We start from the raw sequence: 15,815 nt of genomic DNA, 5'->3' as shown, positions 1-15,815 counted from the left end.
ATTCATTTCAAGGTGATCTCACGAACAGCGCGTTGGTTCGTGAGATCGATCACAACATCAGATTGATGCAGATCCTGCAACCAAGCTGCTGGAAATGCCGTTTCAATCATCCGAACAAAATCTTGAACAGCGGATTCAGACACGTGAACTCCCGTTGTTTTGGCTTGGGTCTCGACCTGCTGGCGCTTCCAGAGCCGACTTGAAGTGCCGCTCTGCGCTTTGAGGTGCCAGAGCTTATCGATCCGATTCCAAATCGGTGCATAGTCAGGTACGAGACGAAAGAGCTGTTGGCGATACACAAGCTCTTCCGTCGTCAGCGCGAGTGAATGGATGTTTTCTGCCTCAGAAGCCTGATCGGAAACGAGAACGCCAACGAACCATCCCTCCAAAACCACTAAATCAGGGGTGGAGCGGACCCATTCACTGCGATCCCCGCGACCGTCGCGAAGGGATTTATCAAAGCGAGGGGCCAATAACTCCCCCGTCTCTCGCCATTGATCGAGCGCTGTGGCCATCAACTCCAGATCGTGACTCCCCGGTATGGCCCTGGGCACTCCCCAGGGATTTCCTGCCATCCGTCGATCAAGCTCTGGACCAGGCCAATAAAAATCATCGATCGAAAGGAACGCGATCGACCATCCCAACTCCGAGCTGGCGTGCACAAGCCAATCGCAAAGCGTGGTTTTTCCGCATCCAGGGAGCGCACTCAATCCGAGCAAAGGACGGCCACCCATCTGCAAGAGAGACTCGGCCTGTGAAAGCAATGGCAAGGCCACTCCCAGCAGCCATTGATCTTTTACGTCCGCGGGCCAGACGCGACGCGCAAGCTCGAAACCACCGCGTTGCTGCCAATGGCTCCACCAGAGTTCGGGATCTGACCAGCCCAAGGATTCAAGGAGCAAAGGCCAACCCTTGGGAGCCATTTGCAACGGGTCAAGAACCAAGCTTGAAGGCCTCAAACACAACTGAAAAGACAGCTCCAATCCGGATGTTGTCGATCGCGAGCCAACCAATCGGCCAGGGTTCCCGTTTCACATAGGTCCTTGCTCGCACCAACAGCTCAATGACGATCACCATGGTGAGCACCACAAACGGACGTTGACCGACGCGTTGAAACCAATACATGGTGAAGTTGCTGCCCAAAAGGAACCCCAGCAGCAGGGAGAGAACACCCAGGCTCCGGCGACGCCAAGATCCCGTTAGCGCTTGGGTGAGTTGAACACCAATCCGTCTCTGAAACTGTTCATAGCGGGTGAGATGGGTCGTCATCAATCCGGTAAGACGAGAAGCATCTGCAGGTACTCCAGCGTGACAAGGCCATCCACACAAGGGGGGCCGCTCGAAACAGTGCATGGACACTGGGCACTCCCTAGATGATCCAGCACCGCCTCGGCCTGATCTTGATACCGATGGAGCTCCTGATCCCAGGGAGAAGGCATGAGCAGACAACGCAGTCCAGCCGTTCTGGCCGAAAGAAGACCCGGGGTTGAATCCTCCAGTGCCAAAGCCGCATTCGGCTCGGTTTTGCTGCGTTCCAGCGCTTTTAAATAAGGATCAGGACTGGGTTTATGCCTCGATACATCATCGGCACTAATCACCCCAGCGAAGGGATGGTCGCCGCCGGGAAACAGGGTGTCCAACAATGCCGATACGGACGGACCGCCACTGCTGGTCACGATCCATTGATCAATCGCCCGAGCCTGAAGCTCACGAAGCAGTCTTGCGACCCCTGGGCGAAGAGACACCGCGCCGGAACGCACTGCATCGAGATAGTGACGCTGTTTTGAAACGCGCAGCTGAGCAAACTGCGCGTCAGTCAAGACCTCTCCCTGCTGCTGGGCATACGTTTTCATCCGAAGGCTTCCACCAGGAATGCTCAGCAAGGCTCTGTAGGTCTCTGGATCCCAGGTCCAATCCAAACCCTGTTCTGCAAAAGCTCGATTGAAGGCAGGTCGATGCCCATCCATTTCCGTGTCCGCAAGGGTGCCATCCACATCCCAGAACACGGTCTTCAAGACAGGCATGACGGTCATGCAATTCATGGCAACAGCTTGAAGGACGAAGCACAATGCAGGCTGCTTGAGCACCTGCCCGTTGCCGTCTGCCGTGTCCGTTCAGCAATGGCAACTACCGAGGGGCATTGACCCCGGGGCTTTGGATGCGGTTCCACTGCCTCTTCCCCTCAAGGCCTTGCTGTTCCGCCGTGGTCTGACAGAACCAGATCAGGTCCATGCACTTCTGAGTGATTCACCCCTCCCAAAACCTGATGGCCACTTCCCCGAATTGGACAAGGCCGTCCAACGCTTGCATCAGGCCTGTTTAACGGCAGAGAGCGTTGCGATCTGTGGCGACTACGACGCCGATGGCATGACAAGCACTGCGCTGTTGCTTCGCACCTTGCGCACCTTGGGCGCGGAACCCCAAGCCGCGATCCCAAGCCGCATGGCTGATGGCTACGGCTTGAACTGCTCGATGGTGAATGAGCTCCACGCCGATGGAGTCCGGCTCATTGTCACTGTCGATAACGGAGTGGCAGCCCATGAGGCCCTGAGCAGGGCAGAGGATCTGGGCATCGAGGTGGTGCTAACCGATCACCACACGCTCCCAAAGACACGCCCCAAAGCTCTCGCCTTGATTCATCCGGCTACCACCCCGGAACACTCTCCCTATCGCGGATTAGCCGGCGTTGGTCTCGCCTACGTCGTAGCGCGCGAACTCGCAGAACGCATGCGCCAGCCAGCGGCCATCGCCAGTGCTCGTGATTTGTTTTGCATTGGAACGGTGGCCGACATGGCACCGCTGACAGGCGCCAACAGAACCCTTCTCAGAGAAGGATTGCTTCATCTCCATCGAAGCAACTGCCCAGGAGTGCGCGCCCTACAGCAACTTGCAGGACTCGGCGATCGCCCCCTGCGCGCTGATGACATCGGTTTTCAACTGGCCCCCAGAATCAACGCGGTGGGACGGATTGGCGATCCCCAGTTGGTGGTGGATTTGCTCACCGCAGACGACCAAAACAGCGCCATTGAGCTGGGCCGCCAATGCGACAGTCTCAACCGACAGCGACGAGAGCTCTGCGATGCCATTGAGGCCGAGGCCCTGGCCTTATTGGAGTCTGACCGTGATCCCTTACCACCGTTTCTTCTGCTCGCCCAAGGCCACTGGCATCACGGCGTGATTGGCATCGTTGCGGCACGATTGATGGAACGATTTCAACGCCCAACCGCCTTGCTAGCTGCGGATGGCGACGGCCTGATGCGGGCCTCGGTTCGTGCACCCGAAGGGTTCGCTGTCGACAAAGCCCTCGACCACTGCACCGCTCTATTGGAACGCCATGGTGGCCACCCCGCCGCAGGTGGATTCACGGTGAAAGCCGAGCACGTGCATCGCCTCCATGAGGAGCTCAATGGCTTGGCTCAGTCCTGGATCCAAACGCGTGGGGAGGGAATTCTTGTGGCACCAGAAGCCCTCCTCTCGCTCTCAGCGATCAATCACGACCTGTGGTCGGCGTTGCTTTCTCTTGAACCCTTTGGAATCGGCCATCCAGCGCCATTGTTTTGGTCGAGAGGCTGCAAGGTGATCTCCCAACGGTTGCTGCGCGGCGGACACCTGAAACTCACCCTGGGGCAGGGAGATTGTGAAAGGGAAGCCATCGCTTGGCGCTGGCAGCAAACCCAACCCCTGCCAGCGATCGTGGATGTTGCCTATCGGATCAGCCTCAACCGTTGGCAAGGAGAAGCAAAACTGCAACTCGAAATCCAGGCTCTACGAGAACATCACGCCTGCTTGGATCTCCACCGCGGCCTGGGGGTTTATCGCTGCACGAGCCCCGACGACGCAACCGTAGAGATTGAGAACCCTTCTGGAGAGCGACTGTCTGGGCTAATCAACCGCAACGGTGTATTTGAAACTGAAGACAGCAGAGCAGGACACCCTTACGTTGCTGACCTCATCCGAGACGCTTGCATCGGCCTTGGCCTTCTTCCATGACCTCTGAACGCAAAACCACCAGCTCACGTTTCAGTGGCACAGCAGCGGTCTTCAACGAGATCCGTCGACTTGGGCGCCATTTCATTGGCTTGCTCGTTGTTGGTGTCTTAATCGGCCTGGCTTGCCTCCCCTTGAATCTCGTTGATCGAATTCAGGAGTGGCTCTTCCATTTCCTGCCAACAACCGGCCAAACCGGCTGGAGCTCGATTGGTCTCCTGATTGCCCTTGCCCCGTTAGTGGTGATGCCAATCCTGTTGATTCTTCAACGGGGACCGTGGCGGGGAGGCGCTGGATCGGGCATTCCTTCAACGATGAACGCTCTGGAGGATCCTTCGTTGATGCCAGCCGCGATGGAAGCAGGCAGCACACTGCACAGAGGAATCCTTTGGTCAGTGGCCACAGCAGCCATGTTTCCTCTGGGCCGGGAAGGGCCGGTGGTGCAATTTGGCTCTGCCGTGGCACGCGCCACTCAGAAACGCTGGCCCAATTGGTTGCCAGCTCTCACCGAACGGCAGATGGTTGCCATTGGTGGAGGTGCGGGCCTAGCCGGTGGTTTCAACACGCCTCTGCTTGGCGTTGTGTTCATGCTTGAAGAGCTCACCGCTGAATATTCCATCGTCACGATTTGGCCAGCTTTGCTGGTGTGCGTCGCTGCTGCTGGGTTTTCAAACCTTGGGGGAGAGCCGATCTTTGGATTGGGTCTGATCAATGTGTTCGCGCCAGAAACAGAGCAGTTGTTGCTGGCCATTCCCATCGGGATCTCCGCTGGTCTTGTGGGTGGATTCTTCAACCGTGGTCTGGTTTGGACCACAGCGCGTTTGGCTCCCATGGTCCGGCAGCGACCCCTGCGCACCGGTCTCTGCCTTGGCGGGGCGCTCAGTTTGCTTGCCCTGTTGAGCTGGGGAACGAGCACGGCGGATGGTGAGGCACTCGTGAGGCAACTGCTCAGTCAAGGAATGCCCGAACTTGGCTCCGAGCACAGTGATGTCCGCTCGGGTCTGATGAGCGTTTGGATCACGGTGGTCAGAGTGATCGGACCGATGCTGGCCCTCGCACCTGGAGTCCCAGGCGGATTGATCGATCCATCCCTGACGTTTGGTGCCGTTCTCGGCTACACGGTCTGTGCTGTGATCGGATTCAGCACCCAAGTTGGCGTTGGCCTTGGGTTAGCAGCCGGACTCGCTGGAGCCACCCAATTGCCACTGGTCTCCCTGATTTTTTCCTGGCGACTGGTGGGCGATCAACAATTATTTGCAGGAGCTTGTCTCACGGCTGTCATCGCCGCTTACACCGGCCGGCTGGTCTCCCGAACACCGGTGTATCACGCACTCGCCAAGCTTCAGAGAGCTCCGCGCCTGTAGAAGAGAATGAAGATCACTGCTGGGCCAGCAAGCGTGATGAGAGCAAGGGCCCCAAAATTTGCAATCAGGTGGATATCAAATCCCATGGAAGGAAAGCAGTTGATCAGCATGATGCCTCAAAAAGGGTACGGGGCTTTCCTCCGCATTGCCCTGATCGAGAGGTATCAATGTGATGCCTTGTCACAGCAGCCTTTGAATTGAGCCATGAGCCGCCCTTCTCTTCACTGGTCATGCCTGAGTCAATGCGGAGCATGTTGCAGGCTTGCGCCGGCCGAACGACCGGAAGCTCTTGAAGCGTTATCGGACGACCAGCAAACGATTTATTTGGAGATGGTGGGAGAAGACGGATGGTGCAAGCATTTCGACCAGGGAGGCCGGCGCTGCAGGATTTATGAGGACCGACCCGACTTTTGCCGGGTGAGCGGCTTAGCCGATTTATTTGCGGTACCAGCGGAGGAGGTCAATGGCTTTGCCATTGATTGCTGTCGACAGCAAATTCGATCGGTTCATGGCGGAAGAAGCCTGGAACTGCGTAAGTTCGAGCGGTTGATTCGCTCACGTCAGGATTCCGATGACTGAAGCAGGTAGCGACAGCAAGCTTGGTTTTAATGCCGTTCTGCTGAGCACCTTTACCACCGTCTTCCTCGCTGAATTGGGTGACAAAACCCAATTGGCAACCCTTCTTCTGTCAGCCCAATCCGGCGAGCCATGGTTGGTGTTTATCGGGGCCGCGCTGGCCTTGATCTGTTCAAGCCTGGTGGGGGTCTTGGTGGGACGTTGGCTCTCCACCATCCTTCCCCCAGAACGCCTGGAACAAATGGCAGGTTTGTTGATGGTGGGACTGGGCTTGTGGCTGGGAAGTCAGGCCTTGAAGTCATTGATAGAGACCCAATCACTCTGAAATTGTTATGGACTTCGCCCTCCTCATTTCCACTTTTGTGACCGTGTTTCTGGCAGAGCTCGGTGACAAAACCCAACTGGCAACAGTGGCCATCAGCGGCACATCCGATCGACCGTTGGCGGTGTTTCTGGGATCGTCCAGCGCTTTAGTGCTCGCCAGCTTGATTGGTGCTGTTGCTGGAGGGTCCTTGTCGGCTGTGATTCCCGCCGAGTGGCTGCAACTGGTGGCCTCCACAGGATTCCTGGTGATCGGAGGCCGCTTGCTCCTGCCCATGCTCCAAGCCGGGCTGGGATCCACCCAGACGGAGGAATAAGAAGGGGATTGCGCAAGTCGGGCGATTAGAGTCGGTTGGTCATTCAGCCGTTGCATTACCAACTCTTCGAGTGCAACGGTTTTGATTCAACTCCCGGTCCTGAAGGCCGGTTTCTTTCACGCTCCGATGAAATTCACGGTCGCCGACCTTCTCGACCAGGTCCCCCACGACGGTTCCCTTGAGGTCAGCAAGCTCGAGAAAATTCTCCGATTAACGAATCGAGCCGACAAACACTCACTCAGCATTGCGCTTAAGGGCCTTGATCGGCTTGGAGTGCTGAGCCTTGAAGAGGAGAGTTCCGTCTCCAGAGGCGATGAAATCGGGTTAATCGAAGCCCGTTTGCGCTGCAGCAGCAAAGGGTTCTGTTTTGCCATTCGTGATGACGGCGGTGAAGACATTTACATCCGTGACCATCAGCTGAATCACGCTTGGAATGGCGACCGTGTGTTGGTGCGCATCATCCGTGATGCAGGCCGACGCCGATCTCCAGAAGGAGGGGTGCAATGCATTTTGCAGAGAGCCACGACGAGCCTTCTGGCCCAGGTGGAACAACAGGATGAGCGCCTGCTCGCCGTCCCGCTCGATGATCGAGTGCTCGCCTCAATCGAATTACCCGAAGGCGATAGCAACTATCGCCTTGAGGGACCAGCCACATCGGTGGTTGAAGTGCAGCTCGATCGCTATCCGATCGCTCAACACCCAGCGCGCGGTCATGTGGCCCGATCGTTGCCACTCAACGGCGGAGTGGATGCTGATCGCGATCTCTTACTCACCAAGGCCCATCTGCATACCAGGGCAAGTGCGCCCAGAACCACGATTAAGGCACCAGCAGATAAACGTCGCAAGGACCTCACCGATCAGCCCTGTTTGCTCCTGAACAACTGGGTGATGGATGGTGCTCCCCACCTACCTGCAGTCCATGTCAGCCCCCATGAAGGTGGGACCCAGCTATGGATTCATGCTCCTGCAGTGGCTGAACGCGTTAACCCCGGAAACAGCCTTGATCAATGGCTGTGCGAACAAAGCGAAGCTCTTTGTCTCGGCAATAAGTGGATCCCGCTGCTGAGTCCCAACCTGGCCAAAGCGGCAGCCTTCAACGTTGGTGAGTCCCAAGCCGCGGTGAGTCTTCGCGTTGATTTCGACTCTGAAGGTGAGGCACGCGATTGGGAGTTTTGTTTAACGCAGATTCGCCCTGTCGCTGAGGTGACATCTGGGGCTTTGACAGCTTTGGCGGGGCGAAAACCCCGATCTCGTGCCATTCCAGCAGCCCTCAAATCCATCAAAGATCAGATCGGACAACTCGAGACCCTGATTTTTTGTGCCAAAGCTCTTCACGCCGCCGAGTTGAAGCAGGGTCAGATCGAATTGGATCTCCCAACACCCGATTTGGACTCTCTGGGAGACCTCCGAGCCAGCGAACCTGATGGGGGCAATCGTCAGTGGATGGAGCCCCTAAGGGAAGAGGATCCCTTCTCACTCTTGGCGGTTTTCCTGCGAGCAGCGCATGCAACCTGGACTCAGCATTGCCAGGATTTCAATCTTCCCGCTTTGGTGCTTCAAGCCAACGAGCCCGAAAGTGGAGCTCTGAATGATGTTGCCAAAGCAGCCATTGCCTTAGAGCTACCCCTCTCCCTGGATGAGGAGGGCACCACCTCGGCATCCGAACTTGCTCAAGCCTTGATCGCAAGCCCATCCAGACGGGTGCTCAACCTTCAGCTGAAACAGACCCTTCCCGATCCCCAGTTCCGTTTGATGCAGGCGAAAGCAAAGCACATCACGCACGGCAGCGAGGACATTGCAGGGGAAGACGATGCATCAGCGACCGAGACAGAAGACACGTCTCTGCCCGCTCAGGACGGATCGACTCCCCTCTTGGCTCCTTGGTGTTGTCCCACCCTGCATTACGCCGATTTGTTGAACCAGCAGGTGCTGTGTCAACTGCTCAACGACGGCAAAGATCGTCCCAGCGTTCGCCAAAAAGAAACGGTCAACCTGGGCAGCAAAGGGGCTGCTTCAACGCTGACCTGGCCCCTGTTTAGTGGGTCTCTGCAACAACGATTGGAGGAGCTGCTCCAAGAACGCCACCTACAACGGCTCAATTCTCGGCGTCGTCAGCAGGCAGAGCTTTGCCGAGATGTGATTGCGATGGCTCAGGCACGAAGTGCCGAACCCATGCTCGATCAGGAGCAACAAGGCGTCATCAGCGGCGTTCAAAGTTATGGATTCTTCGTGGAAATTGCCCCCTCGATGGTGGAGGGACTCGTGCATGTCAGCTCCTTGAACGACGATTGGTACGAATACCGATCACGCCAAAATCGCTTAGTCGGTCGACGCAACCGCCGCGTTTACAAACTTGGAGATCCCGTGACGGTGCGTGTGACCAAGGTGGATGTCCTGCGCAATCAAATCGACCTGGACATCGTGATGGCATCGGCAGAAGCTGAGGATGCGTCGCCACTGCCGGTGGCCGTGAGTGAGGGTTAAGGCCGTGTCCCTCTCGGAGCAACGAGATCGTCCTTACGTCCTAGGAGTGAGCGGTGCCTCAGCCCAACCGCTTGCCGAGCGGGCCCTGCAACTGCTGCTTCAGCGGGAACGCAGCGTTCACCTGATCATGAGTCGTGGTGCCCATGAGGTTTGGCTCGCGGAACAATCCATCCAAGTGCCCGTCGATCCTGAGCTTCAGGAACGCTTTTGGAGAACGCGGCTGAATGTTCAGACCGGATCTCTAATTTGCCATCGCTGGGGAGATCAAGCCGCCACCATTGCCAGTGGCAGTGTGGCCACTCGGGGCATGGTGATTGTTCCTTGCTCGATGGGCACCGTGGGACGCATTGCCGCCGGTGTCGCCAGTGATCTTCTCGAACGTTGTGCGGATGTTCATCTCAAGGAAGGCCGACCCCTGGTGCTTGCTCCAAGAGAAATGCCATGGAGCCTGATCCATCTCCGCAATCTCACAACGCTCGCGGAAGCGGGAGCAAGAATTGCCCCCCCCATTCCTGCCTGGTACAGCCAACCTCAAAATCTCAGCGAGATGGTTGATTTCCTCGTCGTACGCCTCTTCGACTCCCTCGGTGAGGAATTAAGTCCTTTGAACCGTTGGCAGGGGCGCCAGCCATGACGCCTTTTCAACGCTTGCTGCTGATTCCCTGTCTGAGTCCGGTGGTGGTGATGCTGTTGATCGCAACCCTCAATCTCGGACAAGCCTCATCGTTGCGGGTGCTCACCTGGAGATTGCCACCATTGCCGATTGGGGCCTGGATCGCCGTCGCAACCGTGTTGGGATCGAGCGTCAGCGCAGTGGGGGGATTAGCGATGGTGACCTCAAGACCTGTGCTGCGCCGAGAGGTTCGGCGTCCAGCCACAGGGCCCGATGTTCACGAGCCGATGCCTCGCGAGCAACCATCCCAGGCCAGACCGGCTCAACCCACGCCCTGGCCAGAACGGGACGTGCGCGATCCAGCCCCAACCGTCTCGGTGCCGTTCAGGGTGGTGCATCGAGGCAATCAAGCCACGACCTCAGCAACCCAGGCCGCCGACACCAACCCCATCAAGCCAAGGGAACAACAGGCCAATCCATCGGCGGCTGATGCCGGGAGAGGAGAAGGCGCTGAGGCCGACGATTGGAATCAACAGATTGGCGATGATTGGTAGAGAGCGCACTGGGCTGTCTACAGTTCGCCCAGCAACCAAAGTCCGGTGAGCGAAACTCCCGCAACACCCAAAGCTGAAGCTAAATCAGCGGCAAAGCCCGCAGCGAAGCCTGCAGCCAAGCCTGCTCCAAAGCCCAAGCTGGAGGACAAGCCCTTTCAGGCGTTCATGAAGGACGACCTGATCCCATCTCTCAGCAAAGCGCTGAGCACCAATCACCAAATCACCGCTTCGATCGATTTAGTTGAAGGCGATCGTCCCGTGGTGGGAGGCCAATGCTGGATGCTCACCGGTGCCCTCCCTGGCGATCGGCGCTTCTGGGTTTGCTTTGAATCGGATTCGATCACATCCGGTAAAACGATTGCGCTTGCAGAGTCCGGTACAGAGCCAAGCCTGCTGGAGTCTTTTTTAATCGACGAAAAGCGCATCAATCTGGCCCTGCTCCAGTCCCGTTTGCTGCAGCGTCTGAATGGCCAGAAATGGCTAGGTGGGAATTAACTGAGAGCTCGTAACAGTGGGCTGCGGGGTTACCAGAGGGCGACCTACGATGGGCTGTAGTGACTGATGCAACCGATGGTGCCTCCAACAGCCGTGACGGAAGCCACAGCAGCACCAGGATCCAACGTAACGGCGAAAGACCCGGAGAAGGACACGATCCTGACCCCTCGTTTTTACACGACAGATTTCGAGGCGATGGCCGCGATGGATCTGCGGCCGAATGAGGCGGAATTAGAGGCTATCTGCGAAGAATTTCGCAAGGATTACAACCGTCATCACTTCGTCCGCAATGGCGAATTTGAGGGAGCTGCCGATCAACTCGACCCCGAGACTCGCAAAGTATTCGTTGAATTTTTAGAGCAAAGTTGCACGTCTGAGTTTTCCGGATTTTTGCTTTACAAAGAGCTCAGCCGTCGGATTAAAACCAAGAACCCCCTCCTTGCCGAATGCTTCTCGCACATGGCCCGTGATGAGGCTCGGCATGCCGGCTTCCTCAATAAGTCGATGAGCGATTTTGGTCTACAGCTGGATCTTGGCTTCTTAACGGCCAGCAAAAGCTATACATTCTTCAAACCGAAATTTATCTTTTACGCCACATATCTGTCTGAAAAAATTGGTTACTGGCGTTACATCACCATTTTCCGCCATCTTGAGCAAAATCCAGATTGCAAGATTTTCCCGATCTTCAACTTCTTCGAAAATTGGTGCCAGGACGAAAATCGCCACGGTGATTTCTTCGACGCTTTAATGAAAGCTCAGCCGGACACGGTTAGGGGATTGCGCGCAAGGCTCTGGTGCCGTTTTTTCCTTCTTGCGGTCTTCGCCACCATGTATGTCCGTGATGTGGCACGCAAAGAGTTTTACGAATCCCTCGGTTTGGATGCGCGCGAATACGACCGCTTGGTCATCGACAAGACGAACGAAAACACGGCACGGGTGTTCCCCGTGGTCCTCGACGTGAAAAATCCCCGCTTTTTCGATGGTCTCGAGCGCCTGGTGAACAACAACGCAGCGCTCAGCGCTGTGGATGCAACGCACTCCCCTGCACCCATCAAAGTGCTGCGCAAACTTCCCCATTGGGTGGCCAACGGCGTTCAAATGGCGTCCCTGTTCTTCATGGCACCGATCCGCAGCGATCAGTACCACCCCCGCGTTCGTTGAGGGCTGCCAAAGCAACCAGAGCCCCTATCTCCGATTCCTTCCGCGATTCTCCATAATCAAGGTTGACGCAGACGAGGGGCTTGGTCGTCACCCATCCCGGTCTTAACCAGACATTCAATCTGGATCCGAGCCACACACCCTGGAAAGATCGCCTGGAAACGCTTCTCCATACAGGGATGCGTGCAGGCGCTGATCTTGTGGAAGTGTTCTTAGAACGCACAGATCACCTCGGCGTTCTCGCCGAACAGGAGCGCATCACCAGCGTGTCTCCATCCTTCGGGATGGGAGCGGGGATTCGGGTCTTCCTTGGACACCGAGATGGGTTCGTTAGCACCAACGACCTCAGTGAATCAGGCCTTGTCCAAGCACTGGACCAAGCGTTGGCCATGCTCGAACTGGAACACAACGGTCTCCAGCGCGAAGGAGGCTTTCAAGGTCTCCATCAGCTCAAAGATTTTGGTGCGAAGAAAGATGCCTGGCTCGCTCAGTCACCTGAGCTCGCTGAAATCACCCAACGTTTGCTGGAAGGAACAGCGCGACTGGATCAGCTCGGACAGCATCTTGACGTGCGTCGCGGCAGCTTTTCACGCGACTGGCAGGAGGTGCTTGTGGCTGCGAGTGATGGAACCTATGCCCGCGACATCCGCCTGCATCAGTCCAGCGGCCTCAGTGTCTTAGCCGCCGATGGTGAGCATCGTGCAAGCATCGCTCGCCGCTTTGGATCGAGCGACCGCCCGGATGATTTGCGGGAGTGGGATGTGGATGCAGCCGCCAACGAAGTGTGCAGCAGTGCCGCCACCATGCTTCATGCCGATTACGTGGATGGAGGACAAATGCCTGTGGTCCTCGCCAATCGTTTTGGAGGCGTGATTTTCCATGAGGCCTGCGGCCATCTGCTCGAAACCACCCAAGTGGAACGGGGGACAACCCCGTTTGCCGATCAAGTCGGAAAAACGATTGCCAATCCGGCTGTGACCGCGATTGATGAAGGGCTGAGTACCGGTGCCTTCGGTTCTTTATCGATGGACGATGAAGGAATGGAATCGCAGAAAACCGTCCTCATTGAAAATGGCGTCCTAAAAGGATTTTTGAGCGATCGCGCCGGTGAACTCCGCACCGGACATCCGCGAACGGGAAGTGGTCGACGGCAAAACCATGGATTTGCAGCTGCCAGCCGCATGCGCAACACCTACATCGCTGCAGGCCCCCACAGCACCGATGAACTGATCCAATCCGTTGATCGTGGCTTGTACTGCAAGTCCATGGGCGGCGGAAGTGTGGGACCCACCGGTCAATTCAATTTCTCTGTGGAAGAGGGCTACATCATTGAAAATGGCCAATTAGGCCGTCCGGTCAAAGGGGCCACCTTGATCGGTGAAGCCAAGGAAGTCATGCCAAGGATTTCCATGTGCGCCAATGATCTCGACTTAGCCGCTGGATACTGCGGCTCGGTAAGCGGCAGCATTTTTGTCACGGTGGGGCAACCCCACATCAAGGTTGATTCGATCACGGTGGGAGGCCGCTGAGCATGACCCATACACCTCTCAATGTGAAAGAGCTCCGCGATCAGCTCCACACCCTCGCCACCAGGGACGGAATCCGTCGATGGGACCTTGGAGCCAGCCGAGGAATGAATGCCTCGGTGCAAGTGGATCGGGGTGAAGCCAAGCAAATGAAAGCGGCTCAACGCAGCTCGATCACCGTTCGCGTTTGGAATGAGCAAGGACTGGTTGGTGTAACCAGCACGTCTGACCTTTCTCCAGGAGGCCTCGAAAAAGCCCTGCATGGCGCTTATCAGGCCAGTTCCTTTGGCAACACAGAAGACATCCCAGGCTTTTCACCCCTGGCAACGGCACCGATTCCGGAGCTTGATCGGCCGCTAAAACCCTCTCAGAGCATTCAAAAATTGCTCAGCACCCTGAAAGAGGTGGAAGGGGAGCTGCTTTCCAAACATCCTGCGATCGAAACCGTCCCCTACAACGGCTTAACCGAAGGCAATAGCGAGCGGATCTACCTCAATAGCGAGGGGGCACTTCGCCACATGCAACGCACTCAGGCAAGCCTCTACCTGTATGCCCGTGCCGAAGAAAGCGGCAGAAAACCACGCAGCGGTGGGGCCGTTCGCGTTGCGCTTGGCAGTGCCGATCTTGACCTTGCCGGCTGTATCAAGGAAGCAGCCGAGCGCACCATCAGTCATCTCAACTACAAACCGATTGATACCGGTCGTTATTTGGTCTGTTTCACACCGGAGGCATTCCTTGATCTGATTGGTGCCTTCAGCAGCATGCTCAATGCCAGATCGATTCTCGATGGCGTCAGCCTGAGCAGCAAAGAGTCGCTTGGCCAACAGCTCGCCGTGCCATTTTTTAATTTGCACGACAACGGGTTACATCCCGATCACGTGGGGGCAGCGGCCTTTGATGGAGAAGGCACACCTACCAAACGGCTCTGCCTCATCGGCAACGGCACATTGGAGAATCTTCTCCATTCCGAAGCCACAGCACGTCAATTTGGAGTGTCTCCCACCGGTCACGCCGGACTCGGAGCCAAGGTCTCCGTTGGACCGGATTGGTTTGAAGTGAGTTCCAGTCAAGGATTGATCAGTCCCTCTCCCCATCTCGACCATCGCAGCACCCAAGAGCCCTTCGTGTTGATTGAAAGCTTGAGCGCACTCCATGCAGGCGTAAAAGCCAGCCAAGGAGCCTTTTCGCTGCCGTTTGATGGCTGGCTCGTGAAGGATGGTGAGCGCATCTCTGTGGAAGCAGCCACGATCGCTGGCGACATCCGCGAGGTTTTGAAAGGAATCGTTCACCTAGAACCCCATGAGGTGGTGACCCATCAAGGCGTTTCACCCCATGTCTGGGTGGATGGTTTAGCGATCACGGGAGAGGCCTGAGCTTCGCTCGATGAACATTTTGTTCTGGGGAACGCCCGACTATGCCGTGCCAACACTGGTGGCTCTCCATCAAGCTGGCCATGCGCTTGTGGGAGTGGTCACCCAGCCGGATCGACGCCGGGGACGCGGCAAGACGTTGATTCCTTCAGCGGTGAAAGCCAAAGCTCTTGAGCTGGGGTTAACGGTTTTCACCCCCGAACGCATCAAACAGGACAAAACCTGTCAACAGCAACTCGCTGAGCTCCACGCCGATCTGTCCGTGGTGGTGGCTTTCGGGCAAATTTTGCCCAAAAGTGTGCTGGATCAACCGCCGCTGGGATGCTGGAACGGCCATGGATCTCTGCTTCCCCGCTGGCGAGGTGCAGGACCGATTCAGTGGTCCCTGCTGGAAGGTGACTCCGAAACAGGTGTGGGGGTGATGGCCATGGAAGAAGGCCTCGACACTGGACCCGTTCTGATCGAAAGGAACCTGTCGATTGGGCTACTCGATAACGGCCACACCCTGGCCGAGCGGATGAGTGCTCTGACAGCTGATCTGATGGTGGAAGCTTTGCCATTGATCGAATCGGCAGGACACGGGTCCGAACCCGAACGCAGAGCAAGGCTGAAGCTGGTCGACCAGGCCGATCGTCCTGGAGAAGCCAGTTACGCACGCATGCTCACCAAACAAGACCACCAAATCGACTGGTCCGCATCGGCACTCAACATTCATCGCAAGGTGATGGCGCTCTATCCGAATGCCGTCACGCTTTGGAACGACAAACGCCTCAAACTTCTGCATTGCGAACCGCTCATCGATCGCTTGAGAAAAGAGCTGCCGGCAGAGGTGCACCCCCTCATCGGCCGCTGGCCCACAGGAGGGCATCCACCAGGCACAGTGCTGGAATCTGTAAAGGGAATGGGCGTCGTGGTCAGCACGAATGGCTGCCCAATCCTGATTCGCGCTGCGCAGCTGGAAGGGAAAGGGCGGAGCCATGGCGACTCCCTGATCCAACAACTAAACGCGGCACCCAAACAACGGTTTGGCACGTTTACGTAACGAAATAG

Annotated in this window: 17 protein-coding genes; 13 read left to right on the top strand and 4 right to left on the bottom strand. The window is 56.8% G+C overall.

Annotated elements, in window-relative coordinates; all coding sequences use genetic code 11:
* Positions 1-2: 2 nt before the first annotated feature.
* From SYN8016DRAFT_RS01835 to SYN8016DRAFT_RS01825, 3 genes are read right to left on the bottom strand one after another with little or no spacing between them, the layout of a single operon-like run.
* Positions 3-944 carry a kinase gene (locus tag SYN8016DRAFT_RS01835; RefSeq protein WP_253909761.1) on the bottom strand — a complete coding sequence of 314 codons (942 nt, stop codon included), beginning with the start codon at positions 942-944 and terminating at the stop codon, positions 3-5.
* Positions 934-1,269 (bottom strand): DUF565 domain-containing protein, encoded by a 336-nt coding sequence (locus tag SYN8016DRAFT_RS01830; RefSeq protein WP_006852522.1) that lies wholly within the window; start codon positions 1,267-1,269, stop codon positions 934-936. Before SYN8016DRAFT_RS01830 ends, SYN8016DRAFT_RS01835 begins: the two co-directional genes overlap by 11 nt.
* Positions 1,269-2,033, bottom strand: a complete 765-nt coding sequence (locus SYN8016DRAFT_RS01825; RefSeq protein ID WP_006852521.1) for an HAD-IA family hydrolase — start codon at positions 2,031-2,033, stop codon at positions 1,269-1,271. Before SYN8016DRAFT_RS01825 ends, SYN8016DRAFT_RS01830 begins: the two co-directional genes overlap by 1 nt.
* Positions 2,034-2,094: 61 nt before the next feature.
* On the opposite strand from SYN8016DRAFT_RS01825, the gene recJ reads away from it, so the two are divergent.
* Both recJ and SYN8016DRAFT_RS01815 read left to right on the top strand, forming a co-directional pair.
* Positions 2,095-3,990 (top strand): single-stranded-DNA-specific exonuclease RecJ, encoded by a 1,896-nt coding sequence (gene recJ, locus SYN8016DRAFT_RS01820; protein WP_038013136.1) that lies wholly within the window; start codon positions 2,095-2,097, stop codon positions 3,988-3,990.
* Entirely contained in the window at positions 3,987-5,351 is a 1,365-nt protein-coding gene (locus SYN8016DRAFT_RS01815) for a chloride channel protein (protein WP_006852518.1), read from the top strand. The genes recJ and SYN8016DRAFT_RS01815 overlap by 4 nt, the downstream gene beginning before the upstream one ends.
* On the opposite strand, the gene psb30 is transcribed toward SYN8016DRAFT_RS01815, so the two are convergent.
* Positions 5,330-5,437: a photosystem II reaction center protein Ycf12/Psb30 gene (gene psb30, locus SYN8016DRAFT_RS01810; RefSeq protein WP_038013133.1), complete on the bottom strand. Its 108-nt coding sequence runs from the start codon at positions 5,435-5,437 to the stop codon at positions 5,330-5,332. The two genes, SYN8016DRAFT_RS01815 and psb30, sit on opposite strands and share 22 nt — an antisense overlap.
* A gap of 118 nt (positions 5,438-5,555) precedes the next feature.
* On the opposite strand from psb30, the gene SYN8016DRAFT_RS01805 reads away from it, so the two are divergent.
* The 11 genes from SYN8016DRAFT_RS01805 to fmt all read left to right on the top strand — a co-directional run bounded on the left by SYN8016DRAFT_RS01805 (position 5,556) and on the right by fmt (position 15,807).
* On the top strand, positions 5,556-5,930 hold the full coding sequence (locus tag SYN8016DRAFT_RS01805; protein WP_006852515.1) for a YkgJ family cysteine cluster protein: 375 nt from the start codon (positions 5,556-5,558) through the stop codon (positions 5,928-5,930).
* Positions 5,923-6,252 carry a TMEM165/GDT1 family protein gene (locus tag SYN8016DRAFT_RS01800; RefSeq protein WP_006852514.1) on the top strand — a complete coding sequence of 110 codons (330 nt, stop codon included), beginning with the start codon at positions 5,923-5,925 and terminating at the stop codon, positions 6,250-6,252. Before SYN8016DRAFT_RS01805 ends, SYN8016DRAFT_RS01800 begins: the two co-directional genes overlap by 8 nt.
* Positions 6,253-6,259: 7 nt before the next feature.
* Complete coding sequence (locus SYN8016DRAFT_RS01795) at positions 6,260-6,565, top strand: TMEM165/GDT1 family protein (protein ID WP_006852513.1); 306 nt, start codon at positions 6,260-6,262, stop codon at positions 6,563-6,565.
* A gap of 126 nt (positions 6,566-6,691) precedes the next feature.
* The gene (locus tag SYN8016DRAFT_RS01790; protein ID WP_006852512.1) at positions 6,692-9,049 is read left to right on the top strand and encodes an RNB domain-containing ribonuclease; all 2,358 of its coding nucleotides are present in this window, start codon (positions 6,692-6,694) and stop codon (positions 9,047-9,049) included.
* Between the two features lie 4 nt (positions 9,050-9,053).
* Positions 9,054-9,683: a flavin prenyltransferase UbiX gene (locus SYN8016DRAFT_RS01785; protein ID WP_006852511.1), complete on the top strand. Its 630-nt coding sequence runs from the start codon at positions 9,054-9,056 to the stop codon at positions 9,681-9,683.
* Positions 9,680-10,216 (top strand): hypothetical protein, encoded by a 537-nt coding sequence (locus tag SYN8016DRAFT_RS01780; RefSeq protein WP_006852510.1) that lies wholly within the window; start codon positions 9,680-9,682, stop codon positions 10,214-10,216. Before SYN8016DRAFT_RS01785 ends, SYN8016DRAFT_RS01780 begins: the two co-directional genes overlap by 4 nt.
* Before the next feature lie 45 nt (positions 10,217-10,261).
* Positions 10,262-10,711 (top strand): DUF2996 domain-containing protein, encoded by a 450-nt coding sequence (locus SYN8016DRAFT_RS01775; protein WP_038013129.1) that lies wholly within the window; start codon positions 10,262-10,264, stop codon positions 10,709-10,711.
* Between the two features lie 75 nt (positions 10,712-10,786).
* Positions 10,787-11,872, top strand: coding sequence for a magnesium-protoporphyrin IX monomethyl ester (oxidative) cyclase (acsF, locus tag SYN8016DRAFT_RS01770; RefSeq protein WP_038013126.1), 1,086 nt, complete (start codon positions 10,787-10,789; stop codon positions 11,870-11,872).
* 176 nt (positions 11,873-12,048) lie between these two features.
* Complete coding sequence (locus tag SYN8016DRAFT_RS01765; protein WP_006852507.1) at positions 12,049-13,398, top strand: TldD/PmbA family protein; 1,350 nt, start codon at positions 12,049-12,051, stop codon at positions 13,396-13,398.
* Positions 13,399-13,400: 2 nt separating this feature from the next.
* Positions 13,401-14,768, top strand: coding sequence for a TldD/PmbA family protein (locus SYN8016DRAFT_RS01760; protein ID WP_006852506.1), 1,368 nt, complete (start codon positions 13,401-13,403; stop codon positions 14,766-14,768).
* Between the two features lie 10 nt (positions 14,769-14,778).
* Positions 14,779-15,807 (top strand): methionyl-tRNA formyltransferase, encoded by a 1,029-nt coding sequence (gene fmt / locus SYN8016DRAFT_RS01755; RefSeq protein WP_006852505.1) that lies wholly within the window; start codon positions 14,779-14,781, stop codon positions 15,805-15,807.
* Positions 15,808-15,815: the final 8 nt, after the last annotated feature.

Origin of the sequence: Synechococcus sp. WH 8016 (genome assembly GCF_000230675.1) — a bacterium.
GTDB lineage: Bacteria > Cyanobacteriota > Cyanobacteriia > PCC-6307 > Cyanobiaceae > Synechococcus_C.
Note: the sequence above shows the minus strand (reverse complement) of the source record. Positions and strands in the feature narration are given on the sequence as shown.

Bases quoted from the DNA above. Each gene is read 5' to 3' on its own strand.
- SYN8016DRAFT_RS01780 (WP_006852510.1), top strand. From the start codon at position 9,680: ATGACGCCTTTTCAACGCTTGCTGCTGATTCCCTGTCTGAGTCCGGTG.
- acsF (WP_038013126.1), top strand. From the start codon at position 10,787: ATGGTGCCTCCAACAGCCGTGACGGAAGCCACAGCAGCACCAGGATCC.
- SYN8016DRAFT_RS01815 (WP_006852518.1), top strand. From the start codon at position 3,987: ATGACCTCTGAACGCAAAACCACCAGCTCACGTTTCAGTGGCACAGCA.
- SYN8016DRAFT_RS01800 (WP_006852514.1), top strand. From the start codon at position 5,923: ATGACTGAAGCAGGTAGCGACAGCAAGCTTGGTTTTAATGCCGTTCTG.
- psb30 (WP_038013133.1), bottom strand. From the start codon at position 5,437: ATGGGATTTGATATCCACCTGATTGCAAATTTTGGGGCCCTTGCTCTC.
- SYN8016DRAFT_RS01805 (WP_006852515.1), top strand. From the start codon at position 5,556: ATGAGCCGCCCTTCTCTTCACTGGTCATGCCTGAGTCAATGCGGAGCA.
- SYN8016DRAFT_RS01795 (WP_006852513.1), top strand. From the start codon at position 6,260: ATGGACTTCGCCCTCCTCATTTCCACTTTTGTGACCGTGTTTCTGGCA.
- SYN8016DRAFT_RS01765 (WP_006852507.1), top strand. From the start codon at position 12,049: ATGCGTGCAGGCGCTGATCTTGTGGAAGTGTTCTTAGAACGCACAGAT.
- SYN8016DRAFT_RS01760 (WP_006852506.1), top strand. From the start codon at position 13,401: ATGACCCATACACCTCTCAATGTGAAAGAGCTCCGCGATCAGCTCCAC.
- SYN8016DRAFT_RS01830 (WP_006852522.1), bottom strand. From the start codon at position 1,269: ATGACGACCCATCTCACCCGCTATGAACAGTTTCAGAGACGGATTGGT.
- fmt (WP_006852505.1), top strand. From the start codon at position 14,779: ATGAACATTTTGTTCTGGGGAACGCCCGACTATGCCGTGCCAACACTG.
- SYN8016DRAFT_RS01790 (WP_006852512.1), top strand. From the start codon at position 6,692: ATGAAATTCACGGTCGCCGACCTTCTCGACCAGGTCCCCCACGACGGT.
- SYN8016DRAFT_RS01825 (WP_006852521.1), bottom strand. From the start codon at position 2,033: ATGACCGTCATGCCTGTCTTGAAGACCGTGTTCTGGGATGTGGATGGC.